The sequence below is a fragment of the Streptomyces sp. NPDC056231 genome, from assembly GCF_048270745.1.
In the GTDB taxonomy this organism is placed as follows: domain Bacteria; phylum Actinomycetota; class Actinomycetes; order Streptomycetales; family Streptomycetaceae; genus Streptomyces.
Map to the genome: position 1 here is coordinate 36,084 of NZ_JBLVKW010000040.1, position 16,868 is coordinate 52,951.

General features: G+C 70.5%; 13 protein-coding genes and 1 tRNA gene. 5 read left to right on the forward strand and 9 right to left on the reverse strand.

What is annotated here, in order from left to right; all coding sequences use genetic code 11:
• Window positions 1-26: 26 nt before the first annotated feature.
• From ACNPQM_RS26590 to pgsA, 3 genes are read right to left on the reverse strand one after another with little or no spacing between them, the layout of a single operon-like run.
• Complete coding sequence (locus ACNPQM_RS26590; RefSeq protein WP_418086003.1) at window positions 27-1,187, reverse strand: glycosyltransferase family 4 protein; 1,161 nt, start codon at window positions 1,185-1,187, stop codon at window positions 27-29.
• On the reverse strand, window positions 1,184-2,119 hold the full coding sequence (locus ACNPQM_RS26595; protein WP_418086004.1) for a phosphatidylinositol mannoside acyltransferase: 936 nt from the start codon (window positions 2,117-2,119) through the stop codon (window positions 1,184-1,186). The genes ACNPQM_RS26590 and ACNPQM_RS26595 overlap by 4 nt, the downstream gene beginning before the upstream one ends.
• Window positions 2,116-2,784, reverse strand: coding sequence for a phosphatidylinositol phosphate synthase (pgsA, locus tag ACNPQM_RS26600; protein ID WP_358860774.1), 669 nt, complete (start codon window positions 2,782-2,784; stop codon window positions 2,116-2,118). The genes ACNPQM_RS26595 and pgsA overlap by 4 nt, the downstream gene beginning before the upstream one ends.
• 265 nt (window positions 2,785-3,049) lie before the next feature.
• Here pgsA and ACNPQM_RS26605 point away from each other — a divergent pair, with 265 nt between their 5' ends.
• Both ACNPQM_RS26605 and ACNPQM_RS26610 read left to right on the forward strand, forming a co-directional pair.
• Window positions 3,050-5,275, forward strand: coding sequence for an elongation factor G-like protein EF-G2 (locus ACNPQM_RS26605; protein ID WP_418086005.1), 2,226 nt, complete (start codon window positions 3,050-3,052; stop codon window positions 5,273-5,275).
• Between the two features lie 147 nt (window positions 5,276-5,422).
• Entirely contained in the window at window positions 5,423-7,093 is a 1,671-nt protein-coding gene (locus ACNPQM_RS26610; protein WP_418086006.1) for a hypothetical protein, read from the forward strand.
• Window positions 7,094-7,398: 305 nt separating this feature from the next.
• Here ACNPQM_RS26610 and ACNPQM_RS26615 read toward each other — a convergent pair whose 3' ends face one another.
• A complete protein-coding gene (locus tag ACNPQM_RS26615) occupies window positions 7,399-7,959 on the reverse strand; it encodes an HIT family protein (RefSeq protein ID WP_366132952.1) in 561 nt (186 codons plus the stop codon).
• 66 nt (window positions 7,960-8,025) lie between these two features.
• Here ACNPQM_RS26615 and ACNPQM_RS26620 point away from each other — a divergent pair, with 66 nt between their 5' ends.
• A complete protein-coding gene (locus ACNPQM_RS26620) occupies window positions 8,026-8,706 on the forward strand; it encodes a potassium channel family protein (protein WP_358860778.1) in 681 nt (226 codons plus the stop codon).
• Between the two features lie 28 nt (window positions 8,707-8,734).
• Here the strand turns inward: ACNPQM_RS26620 and thrS are convergent, their stop codons facing one another.
• The 3 genes from thrS to ACNPQM_RS26635 form a co-directional block, all read right to left on the reverse strand.
• A complete protein-coding gene (thrS, locus tag ACNPQM_RS26625) occupies window positions 8,735-10,711 on the reverse strand; it encodes a threonine--tRNA ligase (RefSeq protein ID WP_358860779.1) in 1,977 nt (658 codons plus the stop codon).
• Window positions 10,712-10,849: 138 nt separating this feature from the next.
• Entirely contained in the window at window positions 10,850-12,121 is a 1,272-nt protein-coding gene (locus ACNPQM_RS26630) for a hypothetical protein (RefSeq protein ID WP_418086007.1), read from the reverse strand.
• Window positions 12,121-12,687: a DUF4365 domain-containing protein gene (locus ACNPQM_RS26635; RefSeq protein ID WP_418086008.1), complete on the reverse strand. Its 567-nt coding sequence runs from the start codon at window positions 12,685-12,687 to the stop codon at window positions 12,121-12,123. Before ACNPQM_RS26635 ends, ACNPQM_RS26630 begins: the two co-directional genes overlap by 1 nt.
• 194 nt (window positions 12,688-12,881) lie before the next feature.
• Between ACNPQM_RS26635 and ACNPQM_RS26640 the strand changes: the two genes are divergently transcribed.
• The gene (locus tag ACNPQM_RS26640; RefSeq protein ID WP_358860781.1) at window positions 12,882-13,607 is read left to right on the forward strand and encodes a 3'-5' exonuclease; all 726 of its coding nucleotides are present in this window, start codon (window positions 12,882-12,884) and stop codon (window positions 13,605-13,607) included.
• A 78-nt stretch (window positions 13,608-13,685) separates the two neighbouring features.
• Here ACNPQM_RS26640 and ACNPQM_RS26645 read toward each other — a convergent pair.
• Together ACNPQM_RS26645 and ACNPQM_RS26650 are read right to left on the reverse strand one after the other, a co-directional pair.
• Window positions 13,686-13,757 (reverse strand) — tRNA-Val (locus tag ACNPQM_RS26645).
• A gap of 39 nt (window positions 13,758-13,796) precedes the next feature.
• A complete protein-coding gene (locus tag ACNPQM_RS26650; protein WP_358860782.1) occupies window positions 13,797-14,243 on the reverse strand; it encodes an SRPBCC family protein in 447 nt (148 codons plus the stop codon).
• A gap of 85 nt (window positions 14,244-14,328) precedes the next feature.
• Here ACNPQM_RS26650 and ACNPQM_RS26655 point away from each other — a divergent pair, with 85 nt between their 5' ends.
• Entirely contained in the window at window positions 14,329-16,836 is a 2,508-nt protein-coding gene (locus tag ACNPQM_RS26655) for an SCO7613 C-terminal domain-containing membrane protein (protein ID WP_418086009.1), read from the forward strand.
• The last annotated feature ends 32 nt before the right edge of the window (window positions 16,837-16,868 follow it).

The window sequence follows — 16,868 nt, forward strand, 5'->3', positions numbered from 1 at the left end:
CGCCCTGTCCCGCCCTCCGGCCCGCCTCAGTCCCGGGCCAGCCCGAACCGGGCCCGCAGCCCCGTACGCTCGTCGGTCGCCACCGACGCGGCCCCGTCCGTCACCGTCTCGTACACCGCGAGGATGTCCGCCCCCACCGTCGACCAGTCGAACCGTCGCACATGCGCCCGGCCACGGTCGCTCAGCTCCGCGCGCCGCTCCGGGTCGCCGAGCAACCGGATCGCCGCCGACGCCAGCGCCTCCGCGTCCTCGTTGGCGAACAGTTCGCCGGCCGCACCCAGGTCCAGTACCTGGGCGAACGCGTCCAGATCGCTGGCGAGGACCGGCGCGCCCGCCGACATCGCCTCGACCAGGATGATCCCGAAGCTCTCGCCACCCGTATTCGGCGCGACATACACATCGACACTGCGCAGCAGCCGCGCCTTGTCCTCGTCGCTCACCATGCCGAGGAATTCGACGCGCTCGCGCATCGCCTCAGGCAGTGAGGCGACCGCCTCCTCCTCGTCGCCGCGCCCCGCCACCAGCAGCCTGGTCTCCGGGCGTGCGGCGAGGATCGCGGGCAGCGCCCGCATCAGGACGGGCAGGCCCTTGCGGGGCTCGTCGATACGCCCAATGAAGCCGATCGTCCCGCCCTGCCACTCGACCTTGGGCTCGGCCTTGTCGAAGAAGCCGACATCGACCCCGTTCGGGATGACGACCGCGTCGCCGCCGAGGTGCTCGACCAGCGTCCGGCGTGCGTACTCGCTCACCGCGATGCGCGCACTGATCTTCTCCAGCGCGGGCTGCAGGATCGGGTACGCGGCGATCATCGCGCGGGACCGCGGATTGGAGGTGTGGAACGTGGCGACGATCGGTCCCTGCGCGGCCCAGCAGGTGAGCAGGCCGAGTGACGGCGAGGTCGGCTCATGGATGTGGATCACATCGAAGGTGCCGTCGTGCAGCCAGCGGCGCACCCGCGCCGCGGACAGGAAGCCGAAATTCAGCCGGGCGACGGAGCCGTTGTACGGGACGGGCACGGCCCGGCCCGCCGACACCACGTATGGCGGCAACGGTGTCTCGTCGTCGGCGGGTGCCAGCACCGACACGCGGTGGCCCAGGCGGATCAGGTGTTCGGCGAGGTCGCGGATGTGGAACTGGACGCCGCCCGGCACGTCCCAGGAGTACGGGCAGACGATGCCGATCTTCATGGCTGCTCCCCGCGGGGTTCGAGGTCGGCGAGCCAGAGCCGCTGCAGCATGTGCCAGTCCTCCGGATGCTCGGCGATTCCGGCGGCGAAGGCATCGGCCAGCGCCTGCGTCATCACAGACGTCTTCTCCGTGCGCGTACCTGACTCGGGCACCTCGACGGCCGGGTGGATCAGGGCCTTCATCACGGGGGTCGCGTCGTACCGGAGCGTCACGGGCAGCAGCAGCGCGCCGGTCTGCTGGGCCAGCAGCGCCGGTCCGGCGGGCATCCGTGCCGTGTCACCGAAGAACTGCACCTCGACGCCGGAGGCGGAGAGGTCACGGTCGGCGACCAGGCAGACCAGTCCGCCGTCCCGCAGCCGCCGTGCCAGGGTGCCGAAGGCCGACCCGCCGGTGTGCGGCAGGACTTCCATGCCGAGCCCCTCGCGGTAGGCGACGAACCGGTCGTACAGCGACTCGGGCTTCAGCCGCTCGGCGACCGTGGTGAACGGCACCTTCAAGTCAGTGGTGACCCAGGCTCCCGCCAGGTCCCAGTTCCCCAGGTGCGGCAGCGCGAGGATCACACCGCGCCCCGCTTCCAGGCCCCCGGTCAGCCGGTGGGCGCCCGTGACGTCTATGCCGGCCTTGATCCGCTCCGGGCTCCAGGTGGGCAGCCGGAACGACTCCATCCAGTAGCGCATGTACGAGCGCATCCCGGCCTTGGACAGTGCGGCGAGCCGGGCCGGACTCGCGTCCGGCACCACCCTGGCCAGGTTCGACTCCAGCCGCAGCACGCTCTTGCCGCGCCGCTTCCAGACCTGGTCGGCGAGGGTACGGAAGAGCGCCTGGGCGGCCGGCTCCGGGAGCTTCTTGACCGCGCTCCAGCCGAGCCCGTACAGCCCGTCGGTCAGCCGGTCCTTCAGCCCGGTCCACGGTTCCCGCCCGGCGCCGCTCACTGCGTCGCCTCGCTCCCCCGGTCCGCCGCGGCGGCCGCGTCGGCCTCCGCGGCCTCACGGCGCACGGTCACCACCCGCTGCACCAGCGTCACCAGGCTGCCCACGGCGACGATCCACAGCGCGATCGGCAGCAGGACGTCGACCCCCGGCACACCGAACGCGTGGAGCCCGGCGAGCCCGGCCGCCACCAGCGAGATGACCAGCCGCTCCGCCCGCTCCACCAGACCGTTGACCGCGACCGGCAGCCCGATCGACTCGCCCCGGGCCTTCGTGTAGGAGACCACCTGGCCGCTGGCCAGGCAGAAGATCGCCACCGCGCACATCATGTTGTCGTCGCCGTTGCCCGCGTACCAGAGCGCGAACCCGCCGAAGATCGCTCCGTCGGCGACCCGGTCCAGGGTCGAGTCCAGGAAGGCGCCCCAGCGGCTGGAGATACCGGCCTGCCGGGCCATGTTGCCGTCGACGAGGTCGGAGAAGACGAAGATCGTGATGACGATCGTGCCCCAGAAAAACTCCCCCATGGGGAAGAAGACCAGCGCACCTGCCACCACTCCGGCTGTACCGATGAGCGTGACCGCGTCAGGGCTTACGCCGAGACGGAGCAGCAGCGCGGCGAACGGTGTGAGGACACGCGTAAAAAATGCACGCGCGTACTTGTTCAGCATGGCCTTCCCGAGGGTCGGTGGGCCGCGCGGCCCCTTCGGCCACCGGCTGGCCCATCGTAGTCACCAGTCGGACGCGTCCACTGTCCGGGCGTCCGTGCTCGTGCGTCGGCGTCCGACGTATGGACGCAGCCCGACCGGAGTGGAAAGCTCGAATTACCGCGGGCGTCGTCGTAGCCGCCGCGGCGGCTCTTCGCTCGCGCCCTCATCACTCCCTCACCGCGCCAGGCAATCTCCCCGCACAGCGCACCCCACCGGGAGGCACATCATGGGCGACAAGGCACATGCACACACCGGGGCCGCCGGCAGAGCAGCAACGGCCGACCGGCCCTCCTCCATACGGAACGTGGTGCTGGTCGGCCACAGCGGATCAGGCAAGACCACCCTCGTCGAAGCCCTCGCGCAGACCGCCGGAGCGGTCAACCGGGCCGGCCGGGTCGAGGACGGCGGCACGGTATCCGACTACGACGAGATCGAACACCGCCAGCAACGCTCCGTACAACTCTCCCTGGTCCCCGTCGAATGGGGCGGGTACAAGATCAATCTGTTGGACACCCCCGGATACGCCGACTTCGTCGGGGAACTCAGGGCCGGTCTGCGAGCAGCGGACGCGGCCCTTTTCGTCGTCTCGGCGGCCCAGGAGGCCGGCGCCGTAGCGGGCACCACCCGCGCCGCGTGGGAGGAGTGCGCCGCCGTCGGCATGCCACGCGCCATCGTCGTCACCCACCTCGACACCGCCCGCACGTCCTTCGACGAGATGACCCGCGTCTGCGGCGAGATCTTCGGGGGCGACGACCCCGACGCCGTACTGCCGCTCTATCTGCCCGTGCTCGGCCCCGAGGGACCGGACGGGCACGCCCCGCTGACCGGGCTCACCGGCCTGCTCACGCAGCGTATCTTCGACTACTCCTCCGGCGAACGGAAAGAGACCCGGCCCGCCGACGACCAGCACGCACCGCTCCAGGACGCCCGTAACCGGCTGATCGAAGGGATCATCGCCGAGAGCGAGGACGAGACCCTGATGGACCGGTACCTCGGCGGCGAGGACATCGACATCAAAACACTGATCGACGACCTGGAGCACGCCGTCGCCCGCGACGCCTTCCACCCCGTCCTCACGGCGGCGCCCGCCGGCGAGGACGCCCGCCAGGGCATCGGTACGGTCGAACTCCTGGATCTGATCACCGGGGGCTTCCCGACCCCGCTGGAGCACCCGCTGCCCGCTGTCACCACGCCGAGGGGCGCCCTCCGTCCCGCCCCGTCCTGCGACCCCGGCGGACCACTGGTGGCCGAAGTCGTCAAGACGGCCTCCGACCCGTACGTCGGCCGCGTCTCCCTGGTCCGCGTCTTCTCCGGCACGCTGCGGCCCGACGAAGCGGTCCACGTCCTCGGCCACGGACTCACCGATCCCGGCCACGAACCCCGTCCCTTCCACGAGGCAGATGTCCGCGTCGGCGCGCTGTCCGCCCCGTTCGGCAAGCAGCAGCGCGCCCTGACCAGCTGCATCGCCGGGGACCTGGCCTGCGTCGCCAAACTGGGCGGCGCCGAGACCGGGGACACCCTCTCCGCTCCGGAGGATCCGCTGCTGATGGAGCCCTGGTCCATGCCCGACCCGCTGCTGCCGCTGGCCATCGAGGCCCACAGCAAGGCGGACGAGGACAAGCTCTCCCAGGGGCTCGCACGGCTCGTCGCCGAGGACCCGACGATGCGCCTCGAACAGAACCAGGACACCCATCAGGTGGTTCTGTGGTGCCTCGGCGAGGCCCATCAGGACGTGGCACTGGACCGGCTGCGTACCCGGTACGGGGTACAGGTCGACACCGTCTCCCACAAGGTGTCCCTGCGCGAGACGTTCGCCGGGCCGTCGACCGGCCGCGGACGGCACGTCAAACAGTCCGGCGGCCACGGCCAGTACGCCATCTGCGAGATCGAGGTGGAGCCGCTGCCACCCGGTTCGGGCATCGAATTCGTCGACAAAGTGGTCGGCGGAGCCGTACCCCGCCAGTTCATCCCCTCCGTGGAGAAGGGGATACGCGCCCAGGCCGCCCGTGGAGTGGCGGCCGGCCACCCCCTCGTCGACGTGAGGATCACCCTGCGGGACGGAAAGGCCCACTCCGTGGACTCGTCCGACGCGGCGTTCCAGGCGGCGGGCGCGCTGGCCCTTCGGGAAGCGGCAGCGGAGACCCGGATCCAGCTCCTCGAACCTGTCTCCGAGGTCCAGGTCCTCGTGCCCGACGACTACGTGGGACCGGTCATGAGCGATCTGTCGGGGCGGCGCGGCCGGGTGGTCGGCACCGAGCAGTCAGGGGCGGGGCGCACGCTCGTGCGGGCCGAGGTGCCTGAGCTGGAGATCGGCCGGTACGCGATCGACCTGCGCTCCCTGTCGCACGGCACCGGCCGATTCGACCGGTCGTACGCCCGGCACGAACCGATGCCACCGCAGCTCGCCGACCGCTTCCGCGAACAGCAGGAAAACACCACAAACAGTGTGTAGGCGGTGGCTCCGTCCGCCCTTGTCCACAAGGGCGGACGGAGCTCCGATCCGGACGATACGCTGTGGTCCCTGCTCAGAAGGTGTGCCGGGCACGGCAGTTGGGAAACAGCCGCAGGAGCGGTTCCTTGGCGGCAAGTGGGGGCGACAGTGGCCAACGACGGATTCGATTTCTCTCCCGGAGCGCAGATCCCGCTCCAGGGGGCGGCCGGACAGGCGGTGGCGACGAACGCCCTTGCCTCCGCCGCGTACCGCGACAGCCCGGTGGAAGAGATCCTCAAGGCCGACAGCGAGTGGCACAAGTCCAAGGTCGAGGAAGGCCGGTCCAAGCTCTTCAAGAGCAAGTACTTCGCTCCCAATCTCGGCGAGGCATTCTCCCGTGCCGTCCAGGAGCGCATGCTGGGCGGCGCCCGCAAAGCCCTCATCCAGTCCTTCGGCACCGATCCGCAGACGGTCGTCGAGCACTGCCTGTCCGCGACCCGGCTCCGCAAGGCACGGGACACCAAACTGACCCTGGTGACCGCGTTCTTCGGCTTCCTCTTCCTGCCCGGACTGCTCCTGTGGGTCCTCGCGTTCCGCCTCCGCGACGGCCTGGGCTCCACCAAGGACAAGGCCCTCAGTGCCCTCGGCATCGCCCTGCTCCCCGTCATCGGCATCGTGGCCCTGATCTTCCTGATCAAGCTGCCGGTCGGCGGTCTCCTCGCGCTGTACCTGCGCGCGATGATCGTCGCCCCCGTCATCGGCTGGCTGATCGCCAAACGGATCGCCGAAACCTCCGCCAAGGACATGCGCGCCCGCTGGGAGGGGCTGCTCTCCGGCGGCGGGGTCATCGCCAAGATCCCCGAGGCCGTACCGAAGAATCCCAACGAGACCGCCCGCGAGGCGCTGCGCCAGGGCCTGGAGAAGCTGTCCGCCGAACAGCAGTCCAACTCTGTCTTCTATGCCGGCCCCAAGGGCATCCTCGGCATGGGCACCCGCTGGGGCAGCTGGCAGCTCGCCGAGGAGCTCGTCCCCAAGGAACCCGGCAAGGAGTTCCACCAGTTCCGCAGCTGGGACCTGATTCGCGTCATCCACGACCAGCTCAAGCAGCTGGAACGCGGACCGCTGCACACCGGCGGATTCACCACGCCCTCGGTCACCCACTGGATCGTCTCGCCCGTCGGTGAGAACGCCGACTCGGTCTCCCGCCCGGAGGGCGAGGACGTCTCCACCTTCCAGATCAAGCCGCACGAGATACAGCGCATCTGCAACCACCAGCAGTTCGGCAGCGGCGACCGCCACTACCTGGGTGTCCAGTTCACCCTCTGGGACGGCCAGCTGGTCATCACCATGATGATCACCGTCACGGTGCTTCACGAGACGCTCCGGATCGAGGTCACCGGACACGCCCTCGGCCCCGTCCACTCGCTCTTCACGAGCAAGCCCGAGGCCAAGACGAAGACAGTCAACAAGACCGTCAGATTCTGGGAGACCCGCAAGATCACCCTCCCGCTGGTGGAGTCCAAGGAGGTCGTCCGCCTGGCCCTGCGCGCCCCCTTCACCTGGTACCCGCCGCTCCTCGACTACCTGGGCGGCAAGATCACCCTCCCGGAGCCGTTCGGTCTGCGCCACGCCTGGGCGGAGAAACCGTGGCGCCACCGCTTCATGGCGGACGACGCGATGCGCGCCGCCACCCCCGTCCTGCGTGCCGTGCACAGTGCGGCCATGCGTGTCCTGGACGAGAACGGGGTCGACACGGAGCGCTTCGACAACCGGTCCATGATCCTCAGCGGACTGGTGCAGGACCCGATCCCCAAGAAGGCCGACCTGTACGACGCCTAGGGGGTGTCCGGCGGATCAGGGTCGGACAGGTCGCGGCGTCTGGTGCGGTGCATCGCAAGTCGCCGGAGCGTCCTGATAGCGGAGCTATCCGGGCGTTTCGGCAAAGCCGCGAGGTGCCGTGCCGGGCGTCGCGACCCCGGCCATGATCCGCCGGACACCCCCCAGGGCGTGTTTCGCAAGCCCCGTCTGCCAGGCGGCGTCCGGCACGCCCTACGGGTGGACGACGCTACTTTCGAAACCCGCCCTCGGGCAGACGGAAGAGGCGCCCGGGATGTCCCGGGCGCCTCGTGCTCGTACCGCTCGGCTCAGACCGCGGGCCAGGCGTCGGCCAGCATCTTCCGGGTGTCGGCGAGCAGCTGCGGCAGCACCTTCGTGTGACCGACGACCGGCATGAAGTTGGTGTCACCGCCCCAGCGCGGCACCAGGTGCTGATGCAGATGCGCGGCGATGCCGGCGCCCGCCACCGTCCCCTGATTCATCCCGATATTGAAACCGTGCGCCCCCGAGGCCGCCCGCAGCGCCGTCATCGCCCGCTTGGTGAAGTCGGCCAGCTCCAGGGTCTCCTGACCGTCCAGCTCCGTGTAGTCGGCGACATGCCGGTACGGCACCACCATCAGATGTCCGCCGTTGTACGGATACAGGTTCAGCACGGCATAGACCGTCTCGCCGCGCGCCACGATGAGCCCGTCCTCGTCCGACTTTGCCGGGATTGCACAGAACGGACAGCCGTCGCCGGCCTCCGGGCCGGTGGGCTTGTTCTCACCCTGGATGTATGCCATCCGGTGGGGCGTCCACAGGCGCTGGAACGCGTCGGGCGTTCCCACTCCGATCTGCTGCTCCGGCTCAGTCGTCATGCAGATCAGCATATTGCTTCACTCCTGCGGAGCGTGTCGCCGGGGCCGCCCCCATCGCCGGGCGACGATCCTGAGGCCATGAGCGACCAGCCCTCGGACTCCTCCACCCCTCTCCGGTTCAGGCGCTGGGAGCAGCGCACGGAGGTGCCGCTCTTCGTCGCGTCGCTGTTCTTCCTCCTCGGGTATGCGGTCCGCACCCTCGTTCCCGACCGCACCCAGCCGTGGCGTGAGGCCGGCACGATCCTGGTCGCCGCCACCTGGCTCCTCTTCGCGGCGGACTTTGCCGTACGGATCCGGCTCAGCGGCCAGGGTCTGCGTTACCTGCGTACCCACTGGCTGGACACGGTGGTGCTGATGCTCCCGCTGCTGAGGCCGTTGCGTCTGATCCGGGTCTACACAACGGTCCAGCGGCAGCGGGAGCGGCCGCGGCTGAGCCTGTACGCCCGGGTGATCAGCTACGCCGGTATGACCGCCCTGCTGCTCGGGTTCTCGGCCGCGCTCGCCGTGTACGACCAGGAGCACCTGGCTCCGGGCGCCACGATCCGGACGTTCGGCGACGCGGCGTGGTGGGCGTGCGCGACGCTCACCACGGTCGGCTACGGGGACGTCGCGCCGGTCACGCCGAGGGGCAGGACCGTCGCGGTGGGGCTGATGATCTGCGGTCTGGCGCTGCTGGGGGCCGTGACGGGTTCGTTCTCGTCGTGGCTGGTGCAGGTGTTCACCCGGGAGGACGAGAAGAGGCCCCCGGAGCGCGGTTAGCGCTCCGGGGGCCTCTCCGGCGGTCGGGTCAGACCTGGACGCGGTCCTCGACGGCCTTCTGGATCTTGGCGATGGCGTCCTCGACCGGGATGCCGTTCTCCTGCGATCCGTCGCGGTAGCGGAAGGAGACGGCGCCGTTGGCCATGTCCTCATCACCAGCGATGATCATGAAGGGCACCTTGGCCTTCTGCTGGTTGCGGATCTTCTTCTGCATCCGGTCCGAGGAGGCGTCCACCTCGACCCGCAGACCCTTCTTCCTGGCCTGCGCAGCGAACTCCTGGAGGTACGGGATGTGCGCGTCGCCGATCGGGATGCCGACCGCCTGGACCGGGGCCAGCCAGACCGGGAACGCACCCGCGTAGTGCTCCAGCAGCACCGCGAAGAAGCGCTCGATGGAACCGAACAGGGCGCGGTGGATCATGACCGGGCGCTGCTTGGTGCCGTCGGGGCCGGTGTACTCCAGGTCGAAGCGCTCCGGCAGGTTGAAGTCGAGCTGCACGGTCGACATCTGCCAGGTACGGCCGATGGCGTCCTTGCACTGGACCGAGATCTTCGGGCCGTAGAAGGCGGCGCCACCCGGGTCCGGGACCAGAGGCAGTCCCTGCTTCTCGGCGACCTGGCGCAGCGTCTCGGTCGCTTCTTCCCAGATCTCGTCGGATCCGACGAACTTCTCCGGGTCCTTGGTGGACAGCTCCAGATAGAAGTCGGTCAGACCGTAGTCGCGCAGCAGGTTCAGGACGAAGGTGAGCGTCCTGTCCAGCTCGTCCGCCATCTGCTCCTTGGTGCAGTAGATGTGCGCGTCGTCCTGCGTGAAGCCGCGCGAGCGGGTCAGGCCGTGCACCACACCCGACTTCTCGTACCGGTACACCGTGCCGAACTCGAAGAGACGCAAAGGCAGTTCACGGTACGAACGGCCGCGCGCGTCGAAGATCAGGTTGTGCATCGGGCAGTTCATCGGCTTGAGGTAGTAGTCCACCCCGTCGTCGAGCTGCATGGGCGGGTACATGCCCTCGGCGTACCAGTCCAGGTGACCGGACTTCTCGAAGAGCTTGCCCTTGGTGGCGTGCGGGGAGTAGACGAACTCGTAGCCCTCCTCCTCGTGCCGCCGGCGCGAGTAGTCCTCCATGGCCCGGCGGATGATGCCGCCCTTGGGGTGGAAGACCGCGAGGCCGGGGCCGATCTCGTCGGGGAAGGAGAAGAGGTCCAGCTCGTTGCCGAGCTTGCGGTGGTCCCGCTTGGCGGCCTCCTCCAGGAACTCCAGGTGCGCCTTGAGCTCGTCCTTGGTGGGCCACGCGGTGCCGTAGATGCGCTGGAGCATCGGGTTCTTCTCACTGCCCCGCCAGTACGCCGCGGCGTTCCGCATCAGCTTGAACGCCGGGATGTTCCGGGTGGTCGGCAGGTGCGGACCGCGGCAGAGGTCCTTCCAGCACAGGTCGCCGGTCTTCGGGTCGAGGTTGTCGTAGATGGTCAGCTCGCCGCCGCCCACCTCGACATTCGCGCCGTCCTCCGAGGAGGCCGAGCCCTTGATGCCGATGAGCTCGAGCTTGTACGGCTCGTCGGCCAGCTCCTCGCGGGCAGCCTCGTCGGTGACGACCCGGCGGGAGAACCGCTGTCCCCGCTTCTGGATCTCCTGCATCTTCTTCTCGATGGCCTTGAGGTCCTCGGGCGTGAACGGCTTCTCGACGTCGAAGTCGTAGTAGAAGCCGTCCTTGACCGGCGGGCCGATGCCGAGCTTGGCCTCCGGGAAGAGCTCCTGCACTGCCTGCGCCATGACGTGCGCGGTGGAGTGCCGGAGGATGTTCAGGCCGTCCTCGGAGGAGATCTCGACGGGCTCGACGACCTCGCCGTCGGCGACGACGTACGCGAGGTCCTTCAGCTCACCGGCAACCCTGGCGGCGACAACGGTGCGCTCGCCGGGGAAGAGCTCGGCAGCCGTAGTGCCCGTCGTCACCACGCGCTCTTCCCGCTCGGAATCGCGTTGGATGATCACACGGACGTCTGACACCGGTCTCTCCTGACTGAAGGGGGGTGCGCGCCATATTCCACTGCGCACGCAAGAGGAATCGTACCGAGCCGACGGCCCCCTTCGCGAAAGGGTTCGCTCCGGCAGTCGGCGGTCACCGCGCCCGGCCCCTCGCTCCGGCTATTCGCCCGTGCAGGCCTCCTCGAAGTAGTCGACGTTCTCCTGGAGCGATTTCATCAGCCGGTCCCGCTCCGCCTCGTCGACCTGTACGGGCACCACCTGCGAGGCCCGGGTCAGCCGCCGGAAGCCGCCCCGGCTCTCCAGTTGCCCCTCCACCCGGATCGGCAGTCCGACGAGGTGGGCGTGGCCCGCGATCCGGTACGCCTCCTCGTCGAGTTCCAGCCGCACGTGCGGCACCTCCGCGCCCGCCAGCACCCGCAGCCGCACGATTCCCGCGCCGCGCGGTCCCGAGCGGCGCAGCCGGACGACCGCACCGGTGATCCGGACCGCGACGGCGGGTTCGTCCTGCTGGTAGCGGGCTCCCGCCCGGCGCAGGGCGGGCAGGTCGCCCGGCGAGAACTCCACCGGTTCGGGCCGGGCAGGGCAGCCTTCTGGGGTTCCTGCGGCTGGTGCCCAGGCGAGCGAGATCCTGGTGCCCTCCGAGCCGCGGACCAGCGCGATCACGGCCTCGGTCAGCTCCCGGCTGACACCCGCCCCGACGGCACTGTCGAAGGCTTCCATGCCTTTGGTGGTGCGCTGGAAGTCGATGGCTTCACGGGTGGCGTGCAGGGCGTGGTAGAGCCGTACGGCGACGTCCCGGCCGGTTTCGACGGGGAGACAGGCAGTGAGGTCGCGGCCGCCCGGCGCGGGTCCGACGAGGATGCCTTCGAGCGCGGCGAGGGCCCTTCGGCGGTGGCGTGTGCCGTGGAACCCGGTACGGGCCCGTACAGCGAGCGCCCCGGCGAGCAGGATCTGCCGGGCCGCGTCGCGAAGCTGCTCCGCGGCGGTCCAGCCGGCCGCTCCGGCGACACCGGCGGCACCGTCGGGGACATCGCGCCACCAGCGGATCTCGTCGCTGGGCACGGCGAGGGAGACCAGCACGTCGCGGGCGGAGGGGACGGCGCTGCGGGCGAGCGCCGTGAGCGCTTCGCCGAGCAGGTCCTCGCTGTCGGGGAAGGCGGTGGTGTCGGGTACGAGGAGGCTCGTGCCGCCGGAGGGTGCCGCGGCCCCCGGTGGGGTCCATCGGCTGTACCGTCCGGCCGCACCGCCGCGGCGGTGCCAGCCGTGCCGGTCGAGCAGGACGCCGAGGACCGCGGGGTCGACGCGGGCGGGATCGGGGATGTCCCCGGAGGGTGGCAGGGCGGTGGGCCAGTGGGTCATGGTCTCGCTGGGGTGTGGTCGCGTGCCCGACGGGATCGTGCTGTCGGCGGGCTCGTCCATCGGCCGGTGCATCAGGGTCTCCCTCCCGCCCCGACCCGCGTCATGATCTCGCAGAGCGCGCGGTCGTCGAATATGCGCGTGGTCGGGATCCGCACAGTGGTCCTGTGCCGGCCTGTCACCGCGTGGCCGGCCAGGTTGGTCCAGTAGCAGCAGTGCCGCAGGTCGAGCCGTTCGTGCCCGGCGCGCAACCAGTCGTCCTGGCTGCGCGGTACGAGCATCACGACCAGGATCTTGTGCACCGACACGGGCGTCCGGGCGAGCTTCACGAGGTGGGCGTTGTCCAGCGTGAAGGCGAACGTCGGTCCGGGTGGGTGCGGCGATATCTGGTAGGTGCATTTGAGCTGCACCTTGATGGTCACCTCGTCGTCGACGGTGTGGCCCGGGGCTCCGTGGCTGACATGCCAGTCGATGCCGTTGTCGGGAAAGGGCTGCGACAGGGAGCACCCTGCCGCGGCCGCGACCGCGTGCAGGTAGCCCACCTGAAGGGTCTCCATGCAGGCGGTGGTGGCGAGTGTGCCGCGCAGCGGAACGATCCGCTGGGGCAACAGCCCGCTCGGGTCGGGCTGCGCGAGCGCCATGGCTCCGTATACCTTCCGGGCTGTGCCGATCGGTTGGTTCGGTCGGTGCGTCCTCAGGCAACTTCTCTGCCTGTCCTTTGTGTTGTCACCGCAGCGAGCGGTCCGCAAACGGCGTATCAGGCAAAGGGCGCGGGTATCACCGAATCGGGCAGGGGGATCACGCCATCTGCCGGTCAGGCACGAGGAGTTCGGGGATGACTCACTGGTATGAGGGGCCGCTGGCCGCTTTTGACACCGAGACAACGGGAGTGGACGTCGAGGAGGACCGGATCGTTTCGGCCTCCCTGGTCGTCCAGGACGCGGCGGGCGGGCGCATGCGCGTCACTCGCTGGCTGGTGAATCCGGGGGTTCCGGTGCCCGTGGAGGCCACCGAGATCCACGGTCTGACCGATGACCATCTGCAGCGCAACGGCCGGTGGCCCGCGCCCGTGGTGGAGGAGATAGCCCGGGCACTGGCCGAGCAGTGCGCGGCGGGACGCCCGCTCGTCGTGATGAACGCACCGTTCGATCTGACTCTGCTCGACCGGGAGCTGAAGCGGCACCGGGCGTCGTCACTGGCCGGCTATCTGGGGAGCACGCCGCTGTGCGTGCTGGATCCCCGGGTCCTGGACAAGCACCTGGACCGCTACCGCAAGGGGCGGCGCACGCTCACCGATCTCTGTGCGCTGTACGAGGTGGTGCTGGACGGCGCTCATGACGCGGCTGCCGATGCGGCGGCGTCGCTGGAGTTGGTACGGGCCGTGGGGCGGCGCTTTTCGTCGCGGCTGGAGCGGCTGTCCCCGGCGGAACTGCACGCGCTGCAGGCGGTGTGGCATGCGGCGCAGGCGCGCGGTCTGCAGGCATGGTTCGCGAAGAGCGGGACGCCGGAGGCGGTGGATCCGGCCTGGCCGCTGCGTCCGGAGCTGCCCACCGCTGCGTGATCCCGGACGCCTGGGGATGATTCCGGACATGAAGAGGCCGGTCCGTCGATGGTGCTGACGGACCGGCCTCTCCCGGGGTGGGCGATACTGGTTTCGAACCAGTGACCTCTTCGGTGTGAACGAAGCGCTCTCCCACTGAGCTAATCGCCCGGGAACGCACTGAACCATACAGGTCTCGGCGGGTGTGGTTCAAACTGCTTCGAGTCGGGCCGCCAGTCCGCGGCGTCCCGCCCGCATCATCAGGGCGTGGTTCGCCCGGAACACCGCACGTCCGGGCACCGCGAGCAGCCGCATGATCCGCCGCCGCACCTCGACCTCCTGCTCGTACCTGGCACGGCTGCCGGTGCCGTGCGCGGTGACGGTCCAGCGGGCCCAACCGTCGAGGTCGCCGCCGAGGGTCACTTCGAGGATCCCGGCCGCCGGGTCGCGGCGGCTCGCGCGGACGGTCAGGACCAGGTCGTACGGGAGGGCGGAGCGGACACGCACGGTTCCGGTGGCGTCATCGACCGAGGTGACCTCGCGAACCTGCGGCCACCACTGCGGGTATTCCTCGGCGCGCTCCAGGATTCCGTACACGGCATCGGGAGGGGAGGAAACGTCCCAGATGCTCACAAAGCGGTAGCGGCTCCAGTCCATGGGTCCCAGTCTGCGCGTACTCAGTCCCGTACCTGAGTACCCGAGCGCATGTCCGGATCTGTGGGCCGCGCCACACTCCCGGATTATGGAACATGTGCCGCCGCCCGCCGAGGAATTGGCGCTCCTCGACCGAGAACTGGTCCGGCTGGACGCCCGCCGGATGCAGCTGCTGACCCGTCGTGCCTGGCTGGTGAGTGTGCTGCAGCCGCAGGCCGCGCCGCCCGCCGCTTCTCCGGGACCGGCGTCCGCGGCGCCTTCCGGGCCGGCGCAGCCGTATCCGCAGTGGCCCGCGCCCCCGTTCGGCTCTCCCGGTGCGCCGGTCCCGCCGCGCAACGCCCAGAACGTGCTGCTGAGTCTCGGCGGGCTGCTGCTGACGATCGCGGCGATCGCGTTCACCCTGGTCAGCTGGGGTCAGATGGGGATAGGCGGCCGCTCGGCGGTGCTCGCCCTGGTGACGGTCGCGGCGTCGGCCGCGCCCGCGCTCCTGCTGCGCCGCGGTCTGTCGTCGACGGCCGAGTCGCTCGGTGCGCTGGCTCTGGTGCTGATGGTGCTGGATGCGTACGCGCTGCACACGGTGGCGGCGCCGGACACGGACGGTCTCGGGTTCACCGCGGTCGCGTCGGCGGTCCTCGCCGTGGTGTGGACGGCGTACGGTCTGGCACTCGGCAAGCTTCGTCTGCCGCTGCCGGTGGCCGTGGTGAGTGCGCAGTTCACGTTGGTGCTGTGGGCGTGGTCGGCAGATGCGTCGGCCTCGGTCTTCGGTTGGGCGCTGGTGCTGACGGCGATGCTGGACTCTGCGATCGCCCGGTGGGGCAAGGGTGTTGGGGTCCGGGTGACCGCGTCCGTCTGCGGATGCTTGACGGGGCTCTCCGGGGTGCTGGTGGCGCTGGCGCAGTCGGTGACGGCTGGTTCACTCCTCTCCGCCGTTGTCCCGGGGGCACTGTTGCTGGCGGGAGCGGCGGTCGCGCTGTTCGCGGTGTGGCGGGCACCGAAGGAGATCGCGGTGACCGGTGGAGTGGTGGCCGGGCTGGCGGTGGTCGCGGCTGTGGGTGGCGTGCTGCGCGCGGGGGTTGCCGAGGACTGGTCGGTTCCGGTGTATCTGCTGTGCGGTCTGGTGCTGTGTGCGGCGGTACGGGCTCCGCTGCCCCGGCCGGCCGGGCAGGGTGTGCTGTGGGCGTCGGCCGCGGTGGTTTCGGGCGCGGTACTGGCGGCGGCACCGGCGGCCGCCATGACGCTGGCGGGTCCGCTGTCGCGGTCGGCCCCGGTGTGGTCGGGCGCACCGGACGGCAGTGCGCGCGGTGCGCTGGGGCTGGAGGGCGCGGAGTGGCCGCAGCTGTACACGGCGCCGGTGATGCTGCTGGTGGTGGCCGGTCTGCTGGGGGCGGCACACCACTGGTGGCCCTCATGGGTGCGAGTGGCCGGTGCGGTGATCTCCCCGGGCGAATCGTGGCGGGGTGCGGCGGGGGCCGGTGCGCTGGTGACCGGGTGGGCGGGGCTGCTGGTGGTGCCGGTTGCGCTGGACGCTCCGTACGCGGCCGCGGTGGTGGTGGAGTTGGCGCTGATCGCGGCGCTTCTCGCCGGGGCGGTACGGGTGTTGCGTCGCGGGGCGGGCCCCGTCGCACCGGTGGCGCTGGTGTGCGGTGCGGTCGGGACGATGAGCGTGGGAGCGCTGTCACTGGCCGCGGAGCCCGCCACCTATGCGGTCTTCGGGGCGCTGCTGGTGCTGTTCGCAGCGGCCGCGGCGGGGGCGCGTGCGGAGGGGTCGCCGACGGCCCGGGTGGCGCAGGGAGTTCTGGCCTGTGCGGCGGTGGTGTGCGGGACGGTGCTCGCCGGAGCCGTAGGGGTGTCGTTGGAGCTCACGACGTACCGGGCCGCGCCGATCATGCTGGTCGTCCCCACGCTGACGGTGCTGATCGGGGCCCGGCTGCGGGGCGGCCCACCGGCGCTGCCGATTGAGCTGACCGGCGCCGTGGCGGGTGCGGTGGCGATCGCGATGGCCGCACCGGACAGGCCGTACCTGGCGCTGGTGCTCGCGCTGTGCGGGGTGCTGGCGGCGGGTACGGCGGTGCGTGCGCAGCGGCGGTCGGCGGCCGGGTACGTGGCGGCGGTCCTGTTCGTCCTGGCGACGTGGGTGCGGTTGTCGGCTTCCGGGGTGTCGACTCCGGAGGCGTACTCCCTGCCGGTGACGGTGCCCGCGCTGGTGGTCGGTGTGATGCGGCGGCGCCGCGATCCGGCGGCATCCTCCTGGACGGCGTACGGGGCGGGTCTGGCGGCGACGCTGGTGCCGAGTCTCGTCGCGGCCTGGACCGACCCGTCGTGGGTGCGGCCGCTGCTGCTCGGCGTGGTGGCTCTCGCGCTCACACTCGCCGGGGCCCGGCTGCGGCTGCAGGCTCTGCTGCTGCTCGGCGGCGCGGTGCTGGCGTTGGACGCCCTGCACGAACTCGCGCCCTATGTCGTTCAGGTGGTCGGTGCGCTGCCGCGCTGGCTGCCGCCTGCGCTCGCGGGTGTGCTGCTGCTGCTGGTCGGGGCGACGTACGAGCAGCGGCTGCGGGATGCGCGGCGGCTGAAGGACGCCGTGGGCCGCATGCGCTGAGGGAACACGTGATCGGCGGGCCGGCCCCGGGC